We start from the raw sequence: 23,513 nt of genomic DNA, 5'->3' as shown, positions 1-23,513 counted from the left end.
ATCCGCCAACGTCCGGAAAAGACGAACCTGCCTCCCGTTAGGTTACCCGCCTTCGGCTGAGACCGGAGATGGATTTCCCATTACATTTCATAGTGGATACCCGCTTTTTCAAACGGATGATATTAAAACATTACCACTATCCACCCCTTGGGCAAAGGCATGCGCCATGAACCCAATTTGCCAGTACCGTAGTGACACATTCCCCCAAGCGTGACAATTAATTCCACGGTTGGGACACTGTCCCATTAAGTCATTGTTAACACTTTTCGTCTGCGCAAATTCCTGAAAACCTAATAATTTAGCCATGTTTAACGCGCGTTAACCATGTCGGCAGATTTAAGGTCCAACTGTCCCAAAATTTAACTCGATCGCCATCGGCAGGCCGCAACCATACGGCAAATCCCAGAGACAGTTATAGATATAAGACGGGAGAGTTGGCATATGGCAGCATTGAATATCGCATTCGAAGCCCCGGACAATTCGCGGGGCGCAGCGCCGTCGCGGGAACGGGCGATCGATCTGGTTCACCTGGCAAAGCAGACGATGGGCGACAAGGCTCTGGAAGTGGAAGTGCTTCAGATGTTTGCCCGGCAGGCACGTTCCTGTCTGCAGGAAATCGGTTGCGGCGACCGCAAGCGCGCGATCGCCGCATCGCATCGGTTGAAGGGTGCGGCAAGTGCCGTCGGCGCGTTCAAGGTGGCCGACGCCGCCAATGCGCTTGAGAGCGATGTCGGTGACGCCGCGCGCATGGCTGCGGTCACGGCCTGCGTCATCGAGGCTGAGAATTTCATTTTGAAGTTGTCGCGTTGAGCTGACGCCGCCCGAAATCACCTAATGTTTGCCCTTGCGCTGCCAAACGGTTTCTGCCGTTTCGGCGGCGCAATTGTTGACTGCCCCCGGGAATTGTTGGAAGAAAAATTCCGGATCCTCCCTTCACTCACGAATACCGGAATTCATTCACATGACCAAACTGACCATCGTTGCTTTCGACGGCACCCGTTTTGATCTCGACGCCGACGAGGGCTCCACCGTGATGGAAAATGCCGTGCGCAATTCCGTGCCGGGCATCGAGGCGGAATGCGGCGGCGCCTGCGCTTGCGCCACCTGTCATGTCTACGTCGATGAGGACTGGGCCGAAAAGGTCGGCGGCCCGGAAGCAATGGAAGAAGACATGCTGGACTTCGCCTTCGATGTCCGTCCGACTTCGCGTCTGTCCTGTCAGATCAAGGTGACGAAGGCACTTGACGGCCTCGTCGTGCATGTTCCGGAGCGCCAGGCCTAAGTCCATCTCCCGGGAATGCGAGCCGTTTGGGACGCGTCCACAAAAAAGAAGCCCCGCTCAGCTTGTCGCAGCGAGCGAGGCAAGGCGGGCGCATCACCAACAGGCAAGGGAGGAAACACCTGCGGCTTCAGGACGCGCCAGGAGAACACTGGGCACACGCGTTAAACACTGAACTCGACAGCGCGGCGGGACGAACGAACCCGTCACGCAAAAACTTTGATCGGTCTTTGCGAAAACCCCTCTGGCTTCCGATAACAATCCGGCTGAGCGGATCGACGCGATATGCAATAGGAAAAACCTATTTCAGATTCTCGTAAAGTTCAAAAATGAGAAGTTGTGAATGATTCACAGGTATAGTGACAGTTTTCACACAGATTGTTGTGATCAGAGCGCCATTTCGCGAAAAAAGATCTGTTAGCGACCTGTCATTCACCAGTTTGCTGGCTGCGATAGGTCATCAGCCTCTGGATGCGGCTCTGAAAATTGATCGCTTCGATTTTGTCGAATCGGGCCTGATCCTCGTCATGCAACTGCGTTTCCTGCGTGGTCACTTCGTTTGCCTGGTCCTGAAGCGTGTCGCAGTCCTTTGCCGAAGGCAGGGCAAGGATCGACTTTTCCATCCGCCGCGCATGTTCGCGCGCAATTTCCGCATGCCGATCCTCGTGGCGGCGGATATCCGCCGAAAGCGTATCCCAAATCATCGATAGCTGCCGGGTCGCATGCCGACGGTCGCGCCAGCGCGGCAGAATGATTTCGGTATCGACCGTGATCTTGACGTCGGAAATATAGCAGCGGCCGTTCCGCTCCGCATATGTCGCATTGCCGCCGAAGCGAACCTTGGTTGCCCCGGGATGGCGGCTGCTGGAACCCATCGTAACCGGTCCGTGCGCATTCAATGCCGCATCGAGCGCATCGGCGCTGTCTCCTTTGATATCGAAATAAGAGACGGATTTGTGAGCAACCACCTCCGCATCGGCGCCGCTGGAAATGCCGCACAGAAGCAACAGGATAAGCGAGACCCGGATCTGTCGGGGTGCAAACGGCATTCGTGCTGCTACCAGGTTGAACTTCGGCGGAGCTTGCGGCATAGCCACTGCAAGCGCAATATCCGGCGCGAGGTTTTTTCATTTTCAATGGGATGGACGGATCGTGACAGAGCTTCGCAGCCATAGCTGGCATGTCGCGCATGGGCGCAGCCTCGATGTCGGCGAACGGAGCGCCATCATGGCGGTCGTCAACGTGACGCCGGATTCCTTTTCCGACGGCGGACACTACGAGGCCGTCGACACCGCGGTCGCACATGCTCTTGCCTGTGTGGAGGAGGGCGCTGCGATCATCGATATCGGCGGGGAATCGACCAAGCCAGACGTTGAGGTAGTCAGCGCCACGGAGGAGCAAGGTCGTGTTCTGCCCGTCATCGAGGCGTTGCGCGGCAAGACGGATGCGCTGATCTCCATCGATACCTATCGTGCCGATACCGCTAGACTGGCGATCAGCGCCGGCGCGCATATCGTCAACGATGTCTTCGGCCTGCAGCGCGAGCCTGAAATCGCGGCATTGGCAGCCAAGACCGGCGCCGGGCTTTGCATTATGCATACCGGCCGCGAACGGGCAAAGCTTCCCGATGTCATCGACGATCAGGTGCTGTTTCTCAGCCGATCGCTCGATATCGCGGCAGCCGCCGGCGTGAACAGGCAGAATATCGTCCTCGACCCCGGTTTCGGTTTCGCCAAGGATGTCGAGGAGAATCTGGAGCTGATGGCGCGCTTCACGGCACTGCTCCGCTTCGAACTGCCTTTGCTGGCCGGCACATCGCGCAAACGATTCATCGGTGCGGTGACCGGACGGGATGCGCCGGATCGGGATGTGGGAACTGCGGCGACCAGCGCTATATTGCGTTTGCAGGGTGCTGCAATTTTTCGGGTACACAATGTCGCAATCAACAGGGATGCCCTGGCGGTTGCCGATGCTATCCTCAGGACACGGGCGAAACTAGGCGGCAGGACGCCATGAGCGATATGATCTACACCATCACCCTTCAGAACTGCGCTTTCTTCGCCCGCCATGGCGTGCACGACGAAGAAGAATTCCTCGGCCAGCGTTTCTTCGTGGATGCCGAGCTCGATGTCGAAGCCGGCGGTGCATTGGAGCAGGATTCGATCGACGATACCGTCAACTACGGCATCGCCTTCAGCGTTATCGAAGAGATCGTCACCGGGCGCCGTCGCTATCTGATCGAGGCGCTGGCCCTCGATGTCGCGAAGGAATTGTGCCGGCGCTTTCCGAGCGTGCGCCGGGCGAAGATCTCGGTGCGCAAACCCAATGCCCCGGTTCCGGGCGTTCTCGATTATGTGCAGGTGAGCGTTGAGCATTTTGCCTGAGACCGGACAAACGCGCGCCACCCTCGGCCTCGGCGGCAACCTCGACAATCCCGTCAAAGCCATGGCGCTTGCCTTGCGCGCGCTTGATGTGCGCACGGACTGCCACGTCGCTGCGGTTTCCCGCCTTTATCGCACGCCACCCTGGGGCAAGACGGACCAATCCTTCTTTTACAATTCGTGCGCAGCGGTCGATACGACGCTGTCGCCGGAGGCGCTGCTCGATGTTTGCCTTGGTATCGAGCGGGATATGAAGCGGGTGCGTATCGAACGCTGGGGGCCGCGGACGATCGATATCGACATCCTAACCTATGGCGATCTTGAACGGGCCGAACCGCTGTTGGAGATCCCGCATCCGCGCATGACGGAACGCGGCTTCGTGCTGATGCCGCTCGCGGATTTCGGGGCCGATCTCGTGGTGAGTGGTCGCAAGGTGGCGGATTGGTTGAGCGAAGCGGATGTGCAGGGAATAGAAGTGGCGGACGAAAGCCGCGATTGGTGGAAACCGGCGTAACGCCAATGCTGCCGTCCCCTGCTCGATGAAGGCGTCTCGGTCGGAAACGAAAAACGCCTCCGCCTGATCACATCAGGCGGAGGCGTCATTGCCGTCAGTGCATAAACGTTACTGGATTGACCCGACAGCCATCTGATCGATATCAGCGGCCCGCTGCAGCGTCACACCGATGACGGGCACCATCTGATCGTTGACCTTGACGGAAATCGTTACGTTCATCGTCTTGTTGTCCGCGACGCGGGCGATCATGGCGCCGTTCAGCTTTTGACGATTGAGGCCGAGGACCACGGTGCCGTCGTTGACGGTGCCCGATGTGACGTCCAGTCCTTTGCCGGCCGCGCCGTCCAGGAATTTCCCGGTATAGCTGCCGCCGTTCTGGGTGATTTCCGCCGTCATCGGCTGCTGGAAGACGCCAACGCGGCAAGTTCCGTCGAGTTTAACACCGGCCGTGCCGCCGTTGAGCGCCTGGCCCGTCAGGTTGCAGGTGAATTTCGTGCCCTTGTACTTGCCGGCGACGATCTCGCCCGGGCCTCGCCATGAGCCGGCGACGGACTGAAAGAAGGCCTTGTCACGGGATGCCGCATCGGCTGAATGCACCCAAGCTCCTGCAGAGAGGGCTGCGGCGGCAAAGCCGCAAACAAGAAGAAATTGGCGCGAAAACATGGACATTCCCTAACGAAGAGGAACCGGAAACTGGTTTCCACTTTTGCCTTAGAATGGTTAATGCTTGGTTTCTTATGGAGGTAAAAGCCGCCTTTACAGGCGTTTGCTGCACTCAGCGGCCGGTCACGTTTGGCGCCAGATCCCCGACGAAATCGCCGATCCCCGGCCGTTTCAGCGCTTTGAACGACAATGGCCGGCAGAGATCCATTGCAGCGATGCCGATGCGCGCCGTCATCATGCCGTTGACAACGCCTTCACCCAGCCGGGCCGAGAGTTTCGAGGCTAAACCGTGGCCGATCAACTGCTGCACGATGCTGTCGCCGACGGCAATGGAGCCGGTAACCGCGAGGTGAGCGAGCACGTCGCGCATTAGCCTGATCATGCCGAGCGTGCCGGGCCTGCCGCCATAGAGCTCTGCCATGGCGCGCACCAGCCTGGCCGATTCGTAGAGCACGTAGAGAATGTCGACCAGCGCACGCGGGCTAACGGCCGTGACAACCGAAACGCGTTTGGACGCGCCGAGAATCAGCGCCCGGGCTCGGCGATCGAGTGGACCCAGCAGTTCCCGTTCAGCGAGGTCGATCAAATGCGGCGCGTCGATGATATCGTTTTCCGCCGCTTTCAACGTCGCGCGGCCCTTCGCCGTTTCCGGATTGGCTTCCAGAAGCGAGCAGAGGCCTTGGACCAGGGCTTTTGCGCGTGCCGGACGTGTTTCCACACTGGCGGCTTCGGCCTCGGCTTTGATCGTCTGCACGGCCGCAAGCCGCATCATGCCCGCAGTCTCGCGAATGACGATGGCGAGGACGGCGAGGATGCCGATGCCGAGCACCGCAAGGGCGGTATAGCCCAACCAGTCGGCGCGGCTGAAGAGATCGCGAATCAACTGATCGGTCCACAGACCGAAGGCGAGCGACACGAGAATGCCGAAGGCGCCGGCGGCGATTTTGCCGAAGGAGAAACCTCTGCGGCGCGGCGCGGCCACTGCGGTTTCAGTATCGGGAGCGGCGAGAGCAGGGTTGAGGAATGGATCTTCCTCATCCGGCGTCAGCACGATTTCCGTATCGAAACTCTGTGGCTTACGGCGGGGCGCCTCTGCTGCCGCTTTTGCAGCCGCATCGCCTTTCGACATTTCCGGCTCGACCGAAAAGGCGGCGGGACGGCGGGAACTGCCTCTGGGATCGTCTGCGGTCGGCTTCGTCATGCGAGGCGGTCTCCGAACAGGAACTGCATGGCGCGGTCGAGGCGGATATGCGGCACGGAAAGTTTAATGCCGGCGCCGGTCTCGTCCAGCTCCGGCGGACGGAAGCGGACGACGCTGACCTCGGGCAGATGGATGCTTGCGGCACCTGGTTCAAGCGCATCGAACAGCCATCGCGGATTTTCCGGGAGGTCGCCGGGGAAAACAGCCGTTTTGCGGTTGCCGTCGAATGTCTCGCCGGCGATGGCCTCACGATCCATCGGCGTGCCGACGATGACGGGAAGCGTATGACCGTCGCGTTTTACCGTGGCCTCACGCGTGGCACGAACAGAGGCGATCGCCATGACCTCGATGCCGGCGCCGGCCATGCCGATCCGTTCGATGGCGCGTTCCACCAGGCGGCGGGTCAGAGCCTCCAGCCGGTCGTGACTTTCGTGATGAAGATGATCGGCCTTGGTTGCGGCGACCAGTACGCGGTCGATGCGGCGGCCGAGCAGCGAGGAGAAAAAGGAATTGCTGCCAGGACGGAAGCAGGCAAGCACATCCGTCAGAGCGCGCTCCAGATCCTGAACCGCTTCCGGGCCACGATTGATGGCCTGCAATGCGTCGACGAGGACGATCTGCCGGTCGAGGCGGGCGAAATGCTCGCGGAAAAAGGGTTTTACGACGACGGACTTATAGGCCTCATAGCGGCGCTCCATCATTGCCCACAGCGAGTTCTTCTGCGCTTTGCCTTCAGGCGGAGGCACCAGCGGCGCGAAGGTCAGTGCCGGTGAACCGTCGAGATCGCCGGGCAGCAGGAAACGGCCGGGGGGCAAGGTGGACAGCGAACGTTCGTCAGATTTGCAGGCTTTGAGATAGCTGGAGAAAGCGGCGGCGAGTTCGCGCGCAATTGTCTCGTCCGCGGATGCGGAAGCATCGGTTGCCTGCGTTATCGCCAGCCATGCACGCGACAGCTCCGCGCGAATACCGGTTTTCGCCAGCATCAGTGTTTCCTCACTGAAGGCGCGGAAGTCCTTGCCGAGCAATGGCAGGTCGAGCAGCCATTCGCCGGGATAATCGACAATGTCGATGGAAAGGCGCCCCGGCGAAAACAGCCGGTTCCAGCCGCTGGCGCTCTGATAGTCCAGCGTGATGCGCAGTTCCGAGATGGCCCGCGTCGAATCCGGCCAGACACGCTCCTTCACCAGCGCGCGGATATGATCCTCATATTGGAAACGTGGGACCGCATCGTCCGGCTGCGGCTCGAGGCGTGCGGCGGAGACCCGGCCGGATTGCACCGGCTCGAACAGCGGCAGGCGACCGCCGTTCAGCAGATTGTGCACCAGGGAGGAAATGAAAACGGTCTTGCCGGAACGGGAAAGGCCGGTAACTCCGAGCCGGATCGTCGGATTGACGAGGCCTGTCGTGCGGTCGACGAGATTATCGAAGGCGATCAGGGCGTCGTCTGTGAAGGAGGTCAGGCTCGGCGGCAAGGCGAAATCCCAGAGTGACAGCGTCACGGTCAATATAGGAAGCAATGCGATAGCAGAAAAGATGATTGGGCTTTGCGGATCACGCCCTCTAAATCGTCGCTCGCCTGATATTTTTCTGCTGAACCTATTTTTTGAAGAAATCCGTGAGGACCCAGCCCGACGGCGTCGAGTCAACAACGGCGAGTCCGGCGGTCGGAAAGCCTTTGGGAATCGCGGAGACCAAGGCGTGATGGCCAATTAGTGCTTGCAGCGTACTTTCAATGATCGGGTTATGGCCGACCAACATGACGGAGTCCTCGGTCACCTGCGATGAGATGATTTCGAGATAGATCTCTGTTGTGGCGTCATACAGCGCGTCGACGTAACGGAACTTGGTAGAGGGGCTCATGGCGTGGCGAATGGCGTCGGCGGTTTGGCGGCATCGCAACGCTGTCGAGGATATCACGAGTTCCGGCTTGTAGCCTTTGTCGACGGCTTTTTTGGCGACAATTTCAGCGGCGGCATAGCCATCACTGCTAAGCGCGCGGTCGAAATCCTTCTGACCAGGAGTTGGCCGCAGGGCCTTGGCATGACGCAACAGGTAAATCCGGGACGGCGGAGGCGTGATGCGGGTCATAGCGGAATTCCCGTGCTCGATTTGCCTTTGACGTACCGCCTGATCCTATATGCCGTCAACTGCGGGGCGAACGGCAATACGGAGGGGTTGGCGGTCATTCACGCGAAGGTTATGGTTCTATCACATTTGCGTCATCGCGAATATATAATGGAAAAATAAACCTTTAGCCAACTTTTATGACAAATTTAAAAATCCATTTACCACGTCTATTTGGCTTGAATCGATACTACCGGTTGGGATATACAGCGCGCCATATGAGATGTTCTTCAGGAGAATCGCGTTGAGTGAGAAGATCGATCTTAGCAATTATGTGCCCTCGGAAGACGAGGAGTTCATGAATGGGAACCAGCGGGCTTACTTTCGCGCAAAGTTAGTCGCCTGGAAAAATGATATCCTAAGAGAAGCGCGCGAAACCCTCGACCACCTGGCCGAAGAAAGCGCAAATCATCCCGATCTCGCTGACCGGGCTTCTTCCGAAACCGACAGAGCCATCGAACTTCGGGCCCGCGACCGTCAGCGCAAGCTTATCTCGAAAATCGACGCCGCGTTGCAGCGCATCGAAGATGGCACCTACGGTTACTGCGAGGAAACCGGCGAGCCGATCGGTCTCAAGCGTCTGGACGCCCGTCCGATCGCGACCCTGTCGATCGAGGCGCAAGAACGCCACGAGCGCCGCGAGAAGGTCTATCGCGACGAATAGGTCTCGGACCCTCCGATTGGAGCGAAAAATTGAGGCACGGCGGAGATTTCCGTCGTGCCTTTTTCATGTTCGCAGGAGCGGTTGGCCGCGCCTCATTTGTCGCGGTTGACGCTCATTTCGCCGAAAATGCGGGCGACCTCTTTCTGAAGCGCGGTATCCGCCCCGGTCATCGGCGGCAGTTCCGGATCGCGGCGCTGCGCCGGGGAGGCCGCAGGCTGCTGAATCTGCCGTTGCGGCACATTCGGGATGATCCGTTCCGCGGTAAGATTGTTTGACATTTCCGCTTCCAATATGCGCTGGAAATCGGCGCCGGGCTCGCGCACTGGCGGCGGTGCCACCACGGGCGGCGCCGAAGCGACTGCGGGCGCAATCGGCTGGCGGATCGGCTGCGGAGAGGCGGCCATGGGCTGGTGGACAGGCTGTGGGGCGGCAGCGACACGCGCCGGCTCTTGCGGTAATACGTGCCGACGAGCGGCATCGAGAATATCGGCGACTTCCGCTTCCCCCAGCATCGCCACCGATTCGGGCGTGCGCTGTTGTGGCGCCAAGGCGGGTTGCGGGCGCTCGGCCGCCGGCGCGACATGAAGATGAGCCGGTTCAACGGCAGCACTGGGTTCCGGCGGCATATGGGCTTCGACCGCAGCTTTCTGGAGGACGGGTGGCTCGGAAGCGGTCGCCGGCAAATGATCGAGGCGCGGGGCCTCCTGCGCCGGTTCCAACCGGCGTTCGTAGGCCAGCGGCGTTCCGACTGGGGTCGGTGCCGGCATGCCTGCTTTGGCGGCATCGGAAATCCCCGACTCAATGACGATATCGGTCGGGCCGCCGATCATGATAAGATGTTCTATGCCATCGCGCCGTACCAGCACCAGCCGGCGGCGAGCGTCGACGGCGGCGGCGTCAAGCACCTGCAGGCGAGGCTGGCGGTTCTTGCCGCCGCGCACGAAGGGCGAGGGCGCTCGGCTGCGGAAGATCCAGAGGATGCAGATCAAGAGGAGGAGGGCAATGCCGACCCCACCGGCTGCAAGGAAGAAGCGACTGCCATAGGCCCCGGCGATTTCGTCCCACATTTCGAGATACTCCGTAATTGTTCCCCAATGCCGCAGCCTTGCCGTTAAAACGACCGGTCCCGCGTCCGCACCTTTGTCTCGATATGAGGCGATCATATGGACAGGTCCGCTCCGGAAACAAGATAGATCGTTCTTTGTCCAGCGCTCTTCCTTGTGAATACAGGCCTTTCTAGCCCCGCAAAGCTTTTTGCTGATGCGGCAAATTGCTAAAGAAGATTCGAAAGTTCCGAATCCGGCGATCCGTCAAGTGCGTGACGTGAGAGGGAAGAGGGCGGAGACGAGGGGTTTATGACGAAGCAGCGTCAGTCCGACGAGTATAGCGTGCCGCTGGTGGATCGCGGGGTTCGTTCGGGCACCGTGCTGCGCATCATCCTGCTCGCCCTGGTGCTGGTGGCCGCCGCCGCTGCTTTTGTCGTTTTCAAGGACCAGCTCGACAATGAAACCGTGCTTGGCGGGCTCGGCATTCTCGCCATGGTCGGCATCTTCTTTCTCGTCTCCTCGATTATCGGTTTCGTGGAAGTCATGCCGCAGACGCAGTCTGACAGCCTGGCGCGCTCATTCCTGAACAGCCATCCGGACGGCACGCTGATCACGGATGAAAAGGGCCGCATCGTCTACGCCAACGGCGCCTATGGCCGGTTGACGGGCGCGGCCAAGGCGACCGACGTCCAATCGCTGGAAACGCTGCTGTCCCGCAATCGCGAATCCAATGAAGCGCTTTATCGCCTTGCCAACGGGCTGCGCGACGGCAAGGAGGGTTCGGAGGAGTTCCGGCTCTTGAAGCCGCTCGGCCCCGGGGAAAGCAATGGCAACGGCGCGCATTGGTATCGCCTAAAGGCGCGTGTGCTGCCGCCTGAGCAGGGGCGCGGCAAAGCGCTACATATCTGGCAGATCACCGACATCACTTCGGAGCGGGATGATCAGGAGCGTTTCTTCAAGGAATTGCAGAACGCCATCGACTATCTTGATCATGCGCCGGCCGGCTTCTTTTCTGCCGGCCGCAAGGGCGAAATCTTCTATCTGAACGCGACGCTCGCTGAATGGCTGGGCTTCGATCTGACCAAATTCACGCCGGGCTCGATGACTATCGGCGATCTCGTGGCCGGCGAGGGTCTGACGCTGATCCAGTCGGTCCAGGCCGAACCCGGCCTGAAAAAGACGGTGACGCTCGATCTCGATCTGCGCCGCGCCAACGGCCAAAGCCTGCCGGTGCAGATCGTCCACAGTGTCACTTCGATGCGTGACGGGGCGCCTGGCGAAAGCCGCACCATCGTGCTGACACGGCAGAATGGAGGCGACAACGATCAGTCGGCCTCCGTTGCGGCGATGCGCTTCAGTCGCTTCTTCAACAACACGCCGATGGCGATCGCCTCCGTGGACGGTGCAGGTCGCATTCTGCGCACTAACGCACCCTTCCTGAAGCTCTTCTCCGATCTCGTTTCGCGCGACGATATCGAGCGTGGCGCCGCCCTCGAGAGCATCGTCTTTGACGCTGACCGGCCGCGGCTGGAACAGGCACTTGCCGCCGCCAAGGATCGGCAGGGCGATATCCCGCCGATCGATTCGCGCAATCCGAAGGACGATACACGGCATTTCCGCTTCTATATCAATGCCGTCATCGATCAGACCGACGAAGCGCCCGAAGAAGCGGCCATCGTCTACGCTGTCGAAGTGACCGAGCAGAAGGCGCTGGAAACGCAGATGGCGCAGACGCAGAAGCTGAATGCAGTCGGCACGCTCGCCGGCGGCATTGCGCATGATTTCAACAATGTGCTGACGGCGATCCTGTTGTCGTCGGATCATCTGCTGCTGCAGGCAAGGCCATCCGACGCGAGCTTCGCCGATCTGATGGAGATCAAGCGCAACGCCAACCGCGCCGCCGTGCTGGTGCGGCAGTTGCTGGCCTTCTCGCGCAAGCAGACGATGCGGCCGACGATCCTCAATCTGACGGATGTGATCGGCGACCTGCGCATGCTGGTGGACCGGCTGCTGTCGGGCACACATGTCAAACTGGATGTCGATTATGGCCGCGATCTCTGGCCGGTGAAGACCGACCTGTCGCAGTTCGAGCAGGTGCTGATCAACCTCTGCGTCAACGCCCGCGATGCCATGCCCGAGGGCGGCACGCTGACGCTGCGCACCCGCAATTTGTCGGCAACGGACGTGGCTGCCTTCAACTATGCCTATCTGCCGCATGAGGAAATGGTGCTGGTCGAGGTCAGCGACACGGGTACGGGGATCGCACCCGACATCATGGACAAGATCTTCGAGCCCTTCTTCACCACAAAGGAAGTGGGCAAGGGCACCGGGCTTGGCCTTGCCATGGTTTACGGCATCATCAAGCAATCGGGCGGCTACATCCACCCGGAATCCGAAGTCGGCAAGGGCACGACCTTCCGCATCTTCCTGCCGCGCCATATCGTCGAAATTCCGACTGTTATCGAAGGCCAGGCCTCCGAAAGCCGGGATATCTCGGCGATGGACCAGAGCGTTGCCGCTGTCGTCCCGCCGCCGGAGGAGCCTGCGGACCTCACCGGCAAATCGGCCGTCGTTCTGCTTGTCGAGGACGAGGAGGCGGTGCGCAGGGGTGGCAAGCGCATGCTCGAGACGCGTGGCTATACCGTCTATGAGGCGGGATCCGGCGTCGAAGCGCTCGATATCATGGATGAACTCGACGGACAGGTGGATGTCGTCGTTTCCGACGTCGTCATGCCGGAGATGGACGGACCGTCGCTGCTGCGTGAATTGCGCAAGAAATATCCCGATATGAAGTTCATCTTCGTATCCGGCTATGCCGAAGATGCCTTTGCCCGCAACCTGCCGGCCGATGCCAAGTTCGGCTTCCTGCCGAAGCCTTTCTCGCTGAAGCAGCTTGCCGTCGTGGTCAGGGAAACGCTGGATCGCTAAGTGAGGGAGGCCGGGTAAAGCGCTGTTTTGATGCGCTTTATCGCTCTGCGAACCAAAGAAATATGCAAGCTTTGGACGATACCGGCGTCACAAGTCCAACGTTCACCATTGCCATTCCAATCTGATCCGTGGCATCAAACCGATATGACCGACCTCGCTAACGCCAGCCTGCGGATGTGGTGGCGCTCCTTCTAGGAGCGGCAGTCGTCATTTCTTGAAATCGACCCTTGCCGCCGTGATCCGGCAGGCATGGTCATTTCCCGGCATCTTTCCGATCGCGGCGGCTCCTTAACGGAGCAACTAAATGTCACCTATCGATAATCGCCCGGTCATTCTCACAGGCGATCGGACTACAGGTCCCCTCCATCTCGGTCACTACGTCGGTTCTCTGAGGAACCGCGTGGCCCTCCAGCATACGCATCGGCAATTCCTGCTTCTGGCGGATATGCAAGCGCTGACCGACAACGCGCATGATCCGGAGAAGATTCGCCGGAACGTGCTGGAAGTCGTCTTCGACTATCTTTCCGTGGGGATCGATCCGGCCGAAACGACAATTTGCCTTCAATCCGCATTGCCGGCGCTGGCCGAACTGACGGTGCTTTATATGAACTTCGTGACCGTCGGACGGCTGGAGCGCAACCCGACCATCAAGACGGAAATTCAGCTTCGCGGCTTTGAGCGTGATGTCCCAGCGGGTTTTCTTTGCTATCCCGTCGCTCAAGCGGCTGACATCACCGCGTTCAAGGCGACGATCGTTCCGGTGGGTGAAGATCAGGCTCCGCTGATCGAGCAAACCAACGAAATCGTGCGTCGTCTCAACCGGCAGGCCGGCCGCGAGGTTCTTGCGGAAGCCAAGGCAATGATCCCGATGATCGGACGCCTGCCGGGCGTCGATGGCAAAGCCAAAATGAGCAAGTCGCAGGGCAATGCCATCCCGCTATCCGCATCGCCGGACGATATTCGGCAAGCCGTGCGCCGGATGTACACCGATCCTGCTCATCTGCGCGCCGCCGATCCGGGAAAGATCGAGGGCAATGTCGTCTTCACCTATCTCGATGCCTTTGCCGAGGATAGGACTTTCGTCGAAGAGCTAAAGGAGCGCTATCGAAGGGGCGGTCTTGGCGACATGGTCGTGAAACAGCATCTTGAAGATATTCTGCAAGCTCTGCTGGCCCCGATCCGCGAGCGCCGTGCCCACTATGCCGCCGATCCCGGTTACGCCCTGGAAGTCCTGCGGCAAGGTACGCTCAGGGCAAGGCAGCGGACGGAGGCAACCCTTGCGGAATTGCGCGCCGCGTTAGGTCTGTTCACATTGACCTAAGGCGGCTGCGCGGGTTGCCATCCGTTATCGACGCGACTCGCTTCCGATCATTCCGCCAGAGCAACGGCGATTTCCGCGGCAAGGCGCGCATTGTTTTCGACCAGCGCGATATTGGTCTTCAGGCTGCGGCCGTCGGTGATGTCGAAGATGGTGCTGAGCAGATAGGGAGTGACCGCCTTGCCGGCGATTTCGTCGCGCTCGGCGCTGTCCAAGGCGCGTTCGATGTAGATTTCCATCTCCTCACGCGGGATTTCATCGGCTTCCGGAACTGGATTGGCGATCAGCATGCCACCGTTGATGCTAAGCTGTTCACGGGTTACCTGGAAGTTGGCGATCGCGGCAGGGCTGTTCAAGGTCAGCGGGCTCGGCAGGCCGGAGGAACGCGACCAGAAGGCGGGGAATTCGGCGCTGTCGTAGGTGACGACGGGCACGCCGCGGGTTTCCAGCACTTCCAGCGTTTTCGGAATATCCAGGATGGCCTTGGCGCCGGCGCAGACCACGATGACGTCAGTGCGGGCGAGCTCTTCCAGGTCGGCCGAGATATCGAAGCTTTCCTCGGCGCCGCGATGCACGCCGCCAATGCCGCCGGTCGCGAAAACCTTGATGCCGGCCCGCGCTGCGGCGATCATCGTCGCGGCAACCGTGGTGGCGCCCGTGCGGCGCTCTGCAATGGCGAAGGCGAGGTCGGCGCGCGAAACCTTCATCGCACCAGTTGTCTGAGCGAGCGCCTCCAGCTCTTCAGGCTGCAGGCCGATATGCAGCACGCCATGAATGACGGCGATTGTCGCCGGCACGGCGCCTTCCTGCCGGATGATCGCCTCGACGCTACGCGCCATCTCGATATTGCCGGGATAGGGCATGCCATGGGTGATGATGGTCGATTCCAATGCCACCAATGGAGCGCCGCGCAATTTTGCTGAAGCAACCTCCTTCGAATAGGAGATCGGCAGCAGGGGTGAAATGGGCTTGGTCATGGTTGTGTCCGATTGGCTGAGTTGGGAAATGCGAAAATCGCGCGCTTCATGACAAAATAGCGGCTTCGGGAACAAGAGCCAGTATTGCCTTCAGAAGGTCGGGCGAAAGATCCTCCGCCGTGGCGAATGGTGATTGCACGGTGATCGCGGCGGCCGCTGCCCCATAGCGCACCGCCTCGCCGAGATCGTGACCGGCAAGCAGGGCGGCCAGAACACCGGCGGCGAGCGAATCGCCGGCACCGGTGACATCGGCAACCTCATCGATAACGGGCGGCTGCAGGCTGACGGCGGCATCGCCGGAAAAAGCGATCAGTTCGCGTTTGCCACGTGTAATGACACCACCCCTGAGGCCGAGTGCCCGCAATCCGGCGATCCAATGGCGCGGATCGTCCGGACGGCTCTCCGTCAGCGCCGCAGCTTCGGCCTCGTTCAGAAAAAGATGGTCGATGCCGGCAAGGCAGGGCTTCAGGCGCACCACTTTGGCCGGCGAAATCGCGATCGCGGCCAATGGCTTGCCGCAATCGGCTGCGCGCATTGCGATGGCGGCCAGCGTTTCGGCGGGTAGATTGGCGTCGCAAAGGATCAGGTCAGTGGCTTCGAAGGCATCGCGGATGGCGCGGATCGTCAGCCGGCGCGGCACGAACAGCTTATAGAGCTCCATGTCGGCGAGGGCGATCACCAGATTGCCGTCGCGTTCGAGGATTGCCGTATAGCTCGGCGTCTTGCGATCGAGAAAAACGAAGGGCTTGTCGTCGACGCCGGCATTGAGCGCCGCTTCCGCCACCATCTCGCCGGCCGCATCGCCGCCACGCGGCGAGATCAGCCGCACATCAAAGCCGAGACGGGCCAGATTGCGTGCCGCGTTGAAGCCGCCACCGCCCGGTTCCTCGAACCATGCGCCCGGGTTGCTGGCCCCCGGCGCCGTCTCGCCGAAGATGCGGCCGCGCCGGTCGATATGGGCACCACCCAAAACGAGAATCTTCTTCGCCATATCGATCTCCTCAGCGCTTCCAAAGGCGAATCGAGCCGGCTGATATCTCACGCAAAATGCCCGGCAAGGACACGTAAGTGCTTGCTATGAAAGAAGAAAACAAATGTAGAACGAAATTCATTTTACCTTTTTCTTTCAATTGCTTGTTGTGCTCTTGCGACATGAGAACAAATAGAGTACACAATTCTCATCAGCGGCGACATTGCTTGAGCGGCTTCAATAACCTAAAGGTGGATCGGATGTCTCAGAATTCTTTGCGGCTTGTAGAGGACAAATCGGTGGATAAAAGCAAGGCACTTGAAGCGGCACTCTCTCAAATTGAGCGGTCGTTCGGCAAGGGCTCGATCATGAAGCTCGGCTCGAACGAGAACGTGGTCGAAATCGAAACAGTTTCCACCGGCTCCCTGAGCCTCGATATCGCTCTCGGCATTGGCGGCTTGCCGAAGGGGCGCATCATCGAGATCTACGGGCCGGAAAGCTCCGGCAAGACGACGCTGGCGCTGCAGACCATCGCCGAATCCCAGAAAAAGGGCGGCATCTGCGCCTTCGTCGACGCCGAACACGCGCTCGATCCGGTCTATGCCCGCAAGCTCGGCGTCGACCTGCAGAACCTCCTGATTTCGCAGCCGGACACCGGCGAACAGGCGCTTGAAATTACCGATACACTGGTGCGTTCCGGCGCCATCGACGTTCTCGTCGTCGACTCCGTTGCCGCGCTGACGCCGCGTGCCGAAATCGAAGGCGAGATGGGCGACAGCCTGCCGGGCATGCAGGCCCGCCTGATGAGCCAGGCGCTGCGCAAGCTTACCGCTTCGATCTCGAAGTCCAACTGCATGGTCATCTTCATCAACCAGATCCGCATGAAGATCGGCGTCATGTTCGGCTCGCCGGAAACGACGACCGGCGGCAATGCGCTGAAGTTCTATGCCTCCGTCCGTCTCGATATTCGCCGTATCGGTTCCGTCAAGGAGCGCGAAGAGGTGGTCGGCAACCAGACCCGCGTCAAGGTCGTCAAGAACAAGATGGCACCGCCCTTCAAGCAGGTGGAATTCGACATCATGTATGGCGAGGGCGTTTCCAAGACTGGTGAGCTGATCGACCTCGGTGTCAAGGCTGGCATCGTCGAGAAGTCCGGCGCCTGGTTCTCCTATAACAGCCAGCGTCTGGGGCAGGGCCGCGAAAACGCAAAGCTCTTCCTGCGCGACAATCCGGATCTTGCTCGCGAGATCGAGCTGTCGCTGCGCCAGAATGCAGGTCTTATTGCCGATCGCTTCCTGCAGAATGGCGGACCAGACGCTGATGACAGCGACGCCGCGGACGCGTAATTTCCGCGACCAAGCTCAGGACTAACCAAGACTAAAATTCAAAACCGGCCGTATTGTCCAAGGGATGTACGGCCGGTTTTGCTTGTGCGGCTGGACAGGGCCGGGAGCGGACGATAAAAGCCACTGGATTTGTTAAATATTGCCAACGCGTGATCCCCAAAAGTGCGAAGCGGTTTTTGGACAAGACCATGCTAGGTGAAGGAACATGAGCGAGATGGGACATCTCGCTCGAGGCAAGGACTGAAGGGCCCAATATGAGCGGTGTGAACGAAATCCGGTCGACCTTTCTCGACTATTTTAAGAAGAACGGCCACGAGATCGTGCCGTCGAGCCCGCTTGTTCCACGCAACGATCCGACGCTGATGTTCACCAATGCCGGCATGGTGCAGTTCAAGAACGTCTTCACCGGCCTGGAGCAGCGCCCCTACAAGACTGCATCGACGGCACAGAAATGCGTGCGCGCCGGCGGCAAGCATAATGACCTCGACAATGTCGGCTATACCGCCCGTCACCATACCTTCTTTGAGATGCTCGGCAATTTCTCGTTCGGCGACTATTTCAAGGAGCGCGCCATCGAGCTTGCCTGGAACCTGATCACCAAGGAATTCGGCCTCGACGCCAAGCGCCTGCTGGTGACGGTCTATCATACCGACGATGTCGCCTATGATCTCTGGAAGAAGATCGCCGGTCTTTCGGACGACAAGATCATCCGCATCGCCACCAGCGACAATTTCTGGGCAATGGGCGATACCGGTCCTTGCGGCCCATGTTCCGAAATCTTCTATGATCACGGCGACCATATCTGGGGCGGCCCTCCCGGCTCGCCGGAAGAGGATGGCGACCGGTTCATCGAGATCTGGAATCTCGTCTTCATGCAGTTCGAGCAGATCACTAAGGAGCAGCGGGTCGACCTGCCGCGTCCGTCGATCGACACGGGCATGGGTCTCGAACGCGTTGCTGCCGTGTTGCAGGGCAAGCATGACAATTACGACATCGACCTGTTCCGCGCATTGATCGAGGCTTCGGAAGAGGCGACCGGAGTCAAGGCCGAGGGCGAACGCCGCGCCAGCCACCGCGTCATCGCCGATCACCTGCGCTCCTCCGCCTTCCTGATCGCCGACGGCGTGCTGCCGTCGAACGAAGGCCGCGGCTATGTGCTTCGCCGCATCATGCGCCGCGCCATGCGCCATGCGCAGTTGCTCGGCGCCAAGGAGCCGCTGGTCTGGAAGCTGTTGCCGACGCTCGTCCAGCAGATGGGCCGCGCCTATCCCGAGCTCGTGCGTGCCGAAGCGCTGATTTCCGAGACGCTGAAGCTGGAAGAGACCCGTTTCCGCAAGACGCTGGAGCGTGGTCTGTCGCTGCTTGCCGATGCAACCTCGACGCTTCACAAGGGCGACAGCCTTGATGGCGAGACCGCGTTCAAGCTTTATGACACCTATGGCTTCCCGCTCGACCTGACGCAGGATGCGCTGCGCGCCCGCGGCATCGGCGTCGACATATCGAGCTTCACCGACGCGATGGAACGGCAGAAGGCCGAAGCCCGCTCGCATTGGGCTGGCTCCGGCGACAAGGCAACCGAAACCATCTGGTTCGAGCTCAAGGAAAAGTTCGGCGCCACCGAATTCCTCGGCTACGACACGGAGGCCGCTGAAGGCGTTATCCAGGCAATCGTCAAGGACGGTGTTGCCGTCGACAGCGCATCTGCCGGCGACAGGGTGCAGATCATCGTCAACCAGACGCCGTTCTACGGCGAATCCGGCGGTCAGATGGGCGATACCGGCGTGGTTTCTAGCGACCACGGCAAGCTCACCGTAAGCGACACGCAGAAGAAGGGCGAAGGCCTTTTCGTTCATAGCTCGGAAGTGTCTGAAGGCAAGATCAAGATCGGCGACGCCGTCGTGCTGACGGTCGATCACAACAGGCGGTCGCGCCTGCGCGCCAACCACTCCGCGACCCATCTGCTGCATGAGGCGTTGCGCGAGGTACTTGGCACCCATGTGGCGCAGAAGGGTTCGCTGGTGGCGCCCGAGCGTCTGCGTTTCGACGTTTCGCATCCGAAGCCGATGTCGGCTGAAGAGCTGAAGGTGGTCGAGGATATGGCTAACGAAATCGTGCTGCAGAACTCGCCGGTCACGACCCGCCTGATGAGCGTCGATGACGCCATTGCCGAGGGCGCCATGGCGCTGTTCGGCGAGAAGTATGGCGACGAAGTCCGCGTCGTGTCCATGGGGCAGGGTGTGCGCGGTGCCAAGGCTGACAAGCCCTATTCCGTCGAACTGTGCGGCGGCACACATGTCTCCGCCACCGGCCAGATCGGCCTTATCCGTGTCCTTGGCGAAAGTGCCGTCGGCGCCGGTGTCCGCCGTATCGAAGCGGTGACCGGCGAATCCGCTCGCGACTATCTGACCGAGCAGGATGAGCGCGTGAAGACGCTGGCCTCGACGCTGAAGGTGCAGCCGGGCGATGTCGTGTCGCGCGTCGAGGCGCTGATGGATGAGCGTCGCAAGCTGGAGCGCGAACTGGCTGACGCCAAGCGCAAGCTCGCCATGGGCGGCGGCCAAGGCGGTTCCGCCGATGCGGTCCGTGACGTCAATGGCGTCAAGTTCCTCGGCAAGGCCATTTCCGGCGTCGACCCGAAGGATCTCAAGGGTCTTGCCGATGACGGCAAAACCAGTCTCGGTTCCGGCGTCGTGGCGCTAATCGGCGTTTCGGAAGACGGCAAGGCCAGCGCCGTCGTTGCCGTCACGGAAGACCTGACCGGCCGCTTCAGCGCTGTCGATCTCGTCCGCATTGCCTCCGCCGCGCTCGGCGGCAAGGGCGGCGGCGGCCGTCCCGACATGGCCCAGGCCGGCGGTCCGGATGGCGCCAAGGCTGATGAAGCGGTTGAGGCAGTTGCTGCCGCACTCGCCGGCTAAGAGTTTTTTATTACACTGATCAGAAGCGGCGGGAGCTGATGGCCCCGCCGCTTTTGTTTTGTCCGCCAAACTCAGCAGGATTTGTCAAATCGAGATATGGTCTTTTGAGGCCGATCGATTTGCAAGGGGTTTGACATGAGTGGCGGAACGGCATGGGCGCTTTACGAGACCCGCCTGCGGCGGGTTTCGGCCCATATCCACGAGCATCTGGATGACGAGCTCGATATGGAAAAGCTTGCCGAGATCGCCTGCATGTCCAGCTATCATTGGCACAGGATCTATCGGGCGATCTATGGCGAGACGGCGGCGGCGACCGTCAAGCGGCTGCGGCTGCACCGTGCCGCCGGCGATCTCGTCAACACCCGTCTATCTGTCAACGACATTGCAAAGCGGTCGGGCTATCCCAACCTCCAGTCGTTCAACCGCATCTTCAAATCCGTCTACGGCACCCCGCCGGCGCGATATCGGAATGAGGGAAGCCACACGATCTTCGAACCCAGTACCCAAGGAAGGATCACGGTCATGTTCGACGTTACGCTTCGCATCCTCTCGCCGATTTCGCTTATCGGTGTCGCCCATCGCGGCTCCTACATGCAGATCGGCCAGGCTTTCGAAATTCTGTTCGGCACCATCTTCGCTCGCGGTCTTGCCAGGCCCGATATGCGGATGATCGGCGTCTATCTGGATGATCCCGACCTGATCGCGGTCGACAAATTGCGCTCCTATGCCTGCGTCAATGCTGGCGACGATATTGCCGCCGAGGCGCCCTTGGAACGGCGGACAATCGACGGTGGCGAGTATGCTGTGTTACGGCACAAAGGGTCGTATGCCGATATGTACAAGGCCTATCAGTGGCTCTATGCCGAATGGCTTCCTGCCTCCGGCCGGCAACTGCGCGATGCGGTGATGTTCGAAGAATATCTCAACAATCCACGCGATGTGCCGCCGACCGAGTTGCTGACGGAAATCCATATGCCGCTGCAATAACCGTATGATGTGCTGAATGAGAAGTTGGCTCTAGTCCATTGTCTTTTCAAGCATTCGCTTGCTTTGGCATCGCCGCATTGTCCAATTCGTTGCCGCGGCGGTAGGCGTCGCGGTCGCTGATGCGGCCCCAATAATCAATGAAAGCCTGACGCTTCTCGATAGTGCCGAAATTGAGGCCCCAGCCGACATGCGAACCGACATAGACGTCGGCGGCCGTGAAACGGTCGCCAGCGATGAAGGGTGAGGCGCTAACCGCCTGTTCCAGAGTGTCGAAGACATGTTCCAGACTGCCGCAACCCGCCATGCGCAGGCGTTCGGGAGGGATTTCGAAGCCCAGCGCGCGGTTGGTCACGGCCATCTCCATCGGGCCGGCAGCAAAGAACATCCAGCGGAAGTAATTGCCGCGTTCGGCTGCTGTCGGCGCAAGACCGACTTCAGGAAAGGTTTCGGCCAAATAGGCGCAGATGGCAGCGCATTCGGTGACGATGGTATCGCCGTGCTTGATGGCAGGCACCTTGCCCATAGGGTTCACTGAGAGGTATTCGGGCGCCTTCATCGTCGTGCCGAAGTCGAGATATTCGGTGCGGTAGGGCTGGCCGATCTCCTCGAGCATCCAGCGGGCAATGCGTCCGCGCGACATCGGGTTGGTATAGAAAACGAGTTCTTCAGCCATCTGTCTCTCCCTTTGTTGGGCGCATTCTAGCCGCCGGTCGGTCAAGGCGGCAAGATTTCGGGCAAAAGAAAACCCGGCACCAAGGCCGGGTTCCCGCAGGTCTCGAAGTCGGCGAGGCTTAGGCAGCCATGGCCTTCTTGAGGTTTTCGTCGATCTTGTCGAGGAAAGCGGTGGTGGAGAGCCACGGCTGGTCGGGGCCGATCAGCAGTGCCAGGTCCTTGGTCATGTAGCCGGCTTCGACGGTGTCGACGCAGACGGTTTCGAGCGTCGCGGCGAACTTCGCGAGTTCGGCATTGTCGTCGAGCTTGGCGCGATGCGCGAGGCCGCGGGTCCAGGCGAAGATCGAGGCGATCGAGTTCGTCGAGGTTTCCTGGCCCTTCTGGTGCTGGCGGTAGTGGCGGGTGACTGTGCCGTGAGCAGCTTCGGCTTCGACCGTTTTGCCGTCCGGTGTCAGCAGAACCGAGGTCATCAGGCCGAGCGAGCCGAAGCCCTGGGCAACCGTGTCGGACTGAACGTCGCCGTCGTAGTTCTTGCAGGCCCAGACGTAGCCGCCGGACCACTTCAGCGCGGAAGCGACCATGTCGTCGATCAGGCGGTGTTCGTAGGTGATGCCGGCTTCGTCGAACTGCGCCTTGAACTCGTTCTGATAGACTTCTTCGAAGATATCCTTGAAGCGGCCGTCATAGGCCTTGAGGATGGTGTTCTTGGTCGACAGGTAGACCGGCCACTTGCGCATCAGGCCGTACATCATCGAAGCGCGGGCAAATTCGCGGATCGATTCGTCGAGGTTGTACATGGCCATGGCAACGCCGGCGCCAGGAGCGTTGAAGACTTCCTTTTCGATCACCGTGCCATCTTCGCCGACGAACTTGATGGTCAGCTTGCCCTTGCCCGGGAATTTGAAGTCGGTGGCGCGATACTGGTCGCCGAAGGCGTGACGGCCGACGACGATCGGCTGCGTCCAGCCCGGAACCAGACGCGGAACGTTCTTGCAGATGATCGGCTCGCGGAAGATGACGCCGCCGAGGATGTTGCGGATCGTGCCGTTCGGGCTCTTCCACATTTCCTTGAGGTTGAATTCCTTCACGCGGGCTTCATCCGGCGTGATCGTGGCGCACTTGATGCCGACGCCGTACTTCTTGATGGCGTTGGCGGCGTCGACGGTCACCTGATCATTGGTGGCGTCGCGGTTTTCGACCGAGAGGTCGTAATAGTCGATATCAATATCGAGGTAGGGGAAGATCAGTTTTTCTTTGATAAGCTGCCAGATGATGCGAGTCATTTCGTCGCCATCGAGATCGGCAACCGGGTTAGCGACCTTGATCTTCTTCATGCTTCTGCCTCGTTTAAGCTGATGGGGACCGGATGTCCCTGTGAGTGATATGAAGTCCCGAGGGCTATAGCACCGCAAGTCTCGAACGCAAAGCCGATAGAGGCGCCGAAACGGCGTTTTTGCCGATCACGTCCCCTTCATCGAGACGCATGCTTTTCAAGATCGAGCCATTGCCAAAGCGCCGGATGCGACTA

At 60.1% G+C, this 23,513-nt stretch carries 21 protein-coding genes; 11 read left to right on the top strand and 10 right to left on the bottom strand.

The features are described from left to right. Positions 1-441 precede the first annotated feature (441 nt). Both PH547_RS02335 and PH547_RS02330 read left to right on the top strand, forming a co-directional pair. The gene (locus PH547_RS02335; protein WP_104823257.1) at positions 442-810 is read left to right on the top strand and encodes an Hpt domain-containing protein; all 369 of its coding nucleotides are present in this window, start codon (positions 442-444) and stop codon (positions 808-810) included. A gap of 151 nt (positions 811-961) precedes the next feature. Then, a complete protein-coding gene (locus PH547_RS02330; protein WP_104823256.1) occupies positions 962-1,282 on the top strand; it encodes a 2Fe-2S iron-sulfur cluster-binding protein in 321 nt (106 codons plus the stop codon). A gap of 425 nt (positions 1,283-1,707) precedes the next feature. Here PH547_RS02330 and PH547_RS02325 read toward each other — a convergent pair whose 3' ends face one another. Beyond that, the gene (locus PH547_RS02325; RefSeq protein WP_104825115.1) at positions 1,708-2,328 is read right to left on the bottom strand and encodes a DUF922 domain-containing Zn-dependent protease; all 621 of its coding nucleotides are present in this window, start codon (positions 2,326-2,328) and stop codon (positions 1,708-1,710) included. Positions 2,329-2,431: 103 nt separating this feature from the next. Here PH547_RS02325 and folP point away from each other — a divergent pair, with 103 nt between their 5' ends. The 3 genes from folP to folK are packed head-to-tail and all read left to right on the top strand — an operon-like array spanning position 2,432 to position 4,174. Continuing rightward, positions 2,432-3,295: a dihydropteroate synthase gene (folP, locus tag PH547_RS02320; protein WP_104823255.1), complete on the top strand. Its 864-nt coding sequence runs from the start codon at positions 2,432-2,434 to the stop codon at positions 3,293-3,295. 5 nt (positions 3,296-3,300) lie between these two features. Then, positions 3,301-3,663 (top strand): dihydroneopterin aldolase, encoded by a 363-nt coding sequence (folB, locus tag PH547_RS02315; RefSeq protein WP_104825114.1) that lies wholly within the window; start codon positions 3,301-3,303, stop codon positions 3,661-3,663. Next, on the top strand, positions 3,647-4,174 hold the full coding sequence (gene folK, locus PH547_RS02310; protein WP_483315527.1) for a 2-amino-4-hydroxy-6-hydroxymethyldihydropteridine diphosphokinase: 528 nt from the start codon (positions 3,647-3,649) through the stop codon (positions 4,172-4,174). Before folB ends, folK begins: the two co-directional genes overlap by 17 nt. Positions 4,175-4,282: 108 nt before the next feature. Here the strand turns inward: folK and PH547_RS02305 are convergent, their stop codons facing one another. The 4 genes from PH547_RS02305 to PH547_RS02290 all read right to left on the bottom strand — a co-directional run bounded on the left by PH547_RS02305 (position 4,283) and on the right by PH547_RS02290 (position 8,126). Further along, positions 4,283-4,837, bottom strand: a complete 555-nt coding sequence (locus PH547_RS02305; RefSeq protein WP_104825113.1) for a hypothetical protein — start codon at positions 4,835-4,837, stop codon at positions 4,283-4,285. 112 nt (positions 4,838-4,949) lie between these two features. Beyond that, complete coding sequence (locus PH547_RS02300; protein ID WP_285167320.1) at positions 4,950-6,038, bottom strand: YcjF family protein; 1,089 nt, start codon at positions 6,036-6,038, stop codon at positions 4,950-4,952. After that, the gene (locus PH547_RS02295) at positions 6,035-7,510 is read right to left on the bottom strand and encodes a YcjX family GTP-binding protein (RefSeq protein ID WP_104825112.1); all 1,476 of its coding nucleotides are present in this window, start codon (positions 7,508-7,510) and stop codon (positions 6,035-6,037) included. Before PH547_RS02295 ends, PH547_RS02300 begins: the two co-directional genes overlap by 4 nt. Before the next feature lie 124 nt (positions 7,511-7,634). Then, the gene (locus PH547_RS02290; RefSeq protein WP_104823252.1) at positions 7,635-8,126 is read right to left on the bottom strand and encodes a SixA phosphatase family protein; all 492 of its coding nucleotides are present in this window, start codon (positions 8,124-8,126) and stop codon (positions 7,635-7,637) included. A gap of 280 nt (positions 8,127-8,406) precedes the next feature. Here PH547_RS02290 and dksA point away from each other — a divergent pair, with 280 nt between their 5' ends. After that, complete coding sequence (gene dksA, locus PH547_RS02285) at positions 8,407-8,826, top strand: RNA polymerase-binding protein DksA (protein WP_028753038.1); 420 nt, start codon at positions 8,407-8,409, stop codon at positions 8,824-8,826. A gap of 92 nt (positions 8,827-8,918) precedes the next feature. Here the strand turns inward: dksA and PH547_RS02280 are convergent, their stop codons facing one another. Beyond that, positions 8,919-9,893, bottom strand: a complete 975-nt coding sequence (locus tag PH547_RS02280) for a flagellar biosynthetic protein FliO (RefSeq protein ID WP_104823251.1) — start codon at positions 9,891-9,893, stop codon at positions 8,919-8,921. A 288-nt stretch (positions 9,894-10,181) separates the two neighbouring features. Between PH547_RS02280 and cckA the strand changes: the two genes are divergently transcribed. Together cckA and trpS are read left to right on the top strand one after the other, a co-directional pair. Then, on the top strand, positions 10,182-12,800 hold the full coding sequence (gene cckA / locus PH547_RS02275) for a cell cycle histidine kinase CckA (protein WP_104823250.1): 2,619 nt from the start codon (positions 10,182-10,184) through the stop codon (positions 12,798-12,800). A 304-nt stretch (positions 12,801-13,104) separates the two neighbouring features. Beyond that, positions 13,105-14,121, top strand: coding sequence for a tryptophan--tRNA ligase (trpS, locus tag PH547_RS02270; protein WP_104823249.1), 1,017 nt, complete (start codon positions 13,105-13,107; stop codon positions 14,119-14,121). A gap of 47 nt (positions 14,122-14,168) precedes the next feature. On the opposite strand, the gene PH547_RS02265 is transcribed toward trpS, so the two are convergent. Both PH547_RS02265 and PH547_RS02260 read right to left on the bottom strand, forming a co-directional pair. Next, positions 14,169-15,095 carry a pseudouridine-5'-phosphate glycosidase gene (locus PH547_RS02265; RefSeq protein ID WP_285167319.1) on the bottom strand — a complete coding sequence of 309 codons (927 nt, stop codon included), beginning with the start codon at positions 15,093-15,095 and terminating at the stop codon, positions 14,169-14,171. 46 nt (positions 15,096-15,141) lie between these two features. Then, positions 15,142-16,086, bottom strand: a complete 945-nt coding sequence (locus tag PH547_RS02260) for a carbohydrate kinase family protein (RefSeq protein ID WP_104823247.1) — start codon at positions 16,084-16,086, stop codon at positions 15,142-15,144. Between the two features lie 239 nt (positions 16,087-16,325). Between PH547_RS02260 and recA the strand changes: the two genes are divergently transcribed. The 3 genes from recA to PH547_RS02245 all read left to right on the top strand — a co-directional run bounded on the left by recA (position 16,326) and on the right by PH547_RS02245 (position 21,313). Continuing rightward, entirely contained in the window at positions 16,326-17,411 is a 1,086-nt protein-coding gene (gene recA / locus PH547_RS02255) for a recombinase RecA (protein ID WP_104825111.1), read from the top strand. 254 nt (positions 17,412-17,665) lie between these two features. Continuing rightward, a complete protein-coding gene (gene alaS / locus PH547_RS02250; protein WP_104823246.1) occupies positions 17,666-20,326 on the top strand; it encodes an alanine--tRNA ligase in 2,661 nt (886 codons plus the stop codon). 135 nt (positions 20,327-20,461) lie between these two features. Continuing rightward, entirely contained in the window at positions 20,462-21,313 is an 852-nt protein-coding gene (locus PH547_RS02245) for an AraC family transcriptional regulator (protein ID WP_285167318.1), read from the top strand. 46 nt (positions 21,314-21,359) lie between these two features. On the opposite strand, the gene PH547_RS02240 is transcribed toward PH547_RS02245, so the two are convergent. Then, on the bottom strand, positions 21,360-21,986 hold the full coding sequence (locus tag PH547_RS02240) for a glutathione S-transferase family protein (RefSeq protein ID WP_260303879.1): 627 nt from the start codon (positions 21,984-21,986) through the stop codon (positions 21,360-21,362). A 118-nt stretch (positions 21,987-22,104) separates the two neighbouring features. After that, a complete protein-coding gene (locus PH547_RS02235; RefSeq protein ID WP_104823243.1) occupies positions 22,105-23,319 on the bottom strand; it encodes an NADP-dependent isocitrate dehydrogenase in 1,215 nt (404 codons plus the stop codon). Positions 23,320-23,513: the final 194 nt, after the last annotated feature.

Source organism: Rhizobium cerradonense (genome assembly GCF_030182455.1).
In the GTDB taxonomy this organism is placed as follows: Bacteria; Pseudomonadota; Alphaproteobacteria; order Rhizobiales; family Rhizobiaceae; genus Rhizobium.
Note: the sequence above shows the minus strand (reverse complement) of the source record. Positions and strands in the feature narration are given on the sequence as shown.

Excerpts from the sequence above, each read along its gene's own strand:
- PH547_RS02235 (WP_104823243.1), bottom strand. The coding sequence starts at position 23,319 with ATGAAGAAGATCAAGGTCGCTAACCCGGTTGCCGATCTCGATGGCGAC.
- recA (WP_104825111.1), top strand. The coding sequence starts at position 16,326 with ATGTCTCAGAATTCTTTGCGGCTTGTAGAGGACAAATCGGTGGATAAA.
- PH547_RS02290 (WP_104823252.1), bottom strand. The coding sequence starts at position 8,126 with ATGACCCGCATCACGCCTCCGCCGTCCCGGATTTACCTGTTGCGTCAT.
- PH547_RS02335 (WP_104823257.1), top strand. The coding sequence starts at position 442 with ATGGCAGCATTGAATATCGCATTCGAAGCCCCGGACAATTCGCGGGGC.
- PH547_RS02300 (WP_285167320.1), bottom strand. The coding sequence starts at position 6,038 with ATGACGAAGCCGACCGCAGACGATCCCAGAGGCAGTTCCCGCCGTCCC.
- cckA (WP_104823250.1), top strand. The coding sequence starts at position 10,182 with ATGACGAAGCAGCGTCAGTCCGACGAGTATAGCGTGCCGCTGGTGGAT.
- PH547_RS02245 (WP_285167318.1), top strand. The coding sequence starts at position 20,462 with ATGAGTGGCGGAACGGCATGGGCGCTTTACGAGACCCGCCTGCGGCGG.
- alaS (WP_104823246.1), top strand. The coding sequence starts at position 17,666 with ATGAGCGGTGTGAACGAAATCCGGTCGACCTTTCTCGACTATTTTAAG.
- PH547_RS02265 (WP_285167319.1), bottom strand. The coding sequence starts at position 15,095 with ATGACCAAGCCCATTTCACCCCTGCTGCCGATCTCCTATTCGAAGGAG.
- trpS (WP_104823249.1), top strand. The coding sequence starts at position 13,105 with ATGTCACCTATCGATAATCGCCCGGTCATTCTCACAGGCGATCGGACT.
- PH547_RS02240 (WP_260303879.1), bottom strand. The coding sequence starts at position 21,986 with ATGGCTGAAGAACTCGTTTTCTATACCAACCCGATGTCGCGCGGACGC.
- PH547_RS02260 (WP_104823247.1), bottom strand. The coding sequence starts at position 16,086 with ATGGCGAAGAAGATTCTCGTTTTGGGTGGTGCCCATATCGACCGGCGC.
- PH547_RS02280 (WP_104823251.1), bottom strand. The coding sequence starts at position 9,893 with ATGTGGGACGAAATCGCCGGGGCCTATGGCAGTCGCTTCTTCCTTGCA.
- PH547_RS02305 (WP_104825113.1), bottom strand. The coding sequence starts at position 4,837 with ATGTTTTCGCGCCAATTTCTTCTTGTTTGCGGCTTTGCCGCCGCAGCC.
- PH547_RS02325 (WP_104825115.1), bottom strand. The coding sequence starts at position 2,328 with ATGCCGTTTGCACCCCGACAGATCCGGGTCTCGCTTATCCTGTTGCTT.
- PH547_RS02330 (WP_104823256.1), top strand. The coding sequence starts at position 962 with ATGACCAAACTGACCATCGTTGCTTTCGACGGCACCCGTTTTGATCTC.
- folB (WP_104825114.1), top strand. The coding sequence starts at position 3,301 with ATGATCTACACCATCACCCTTCAGAACTGCGCTTTCTTCGCCCGCCAT.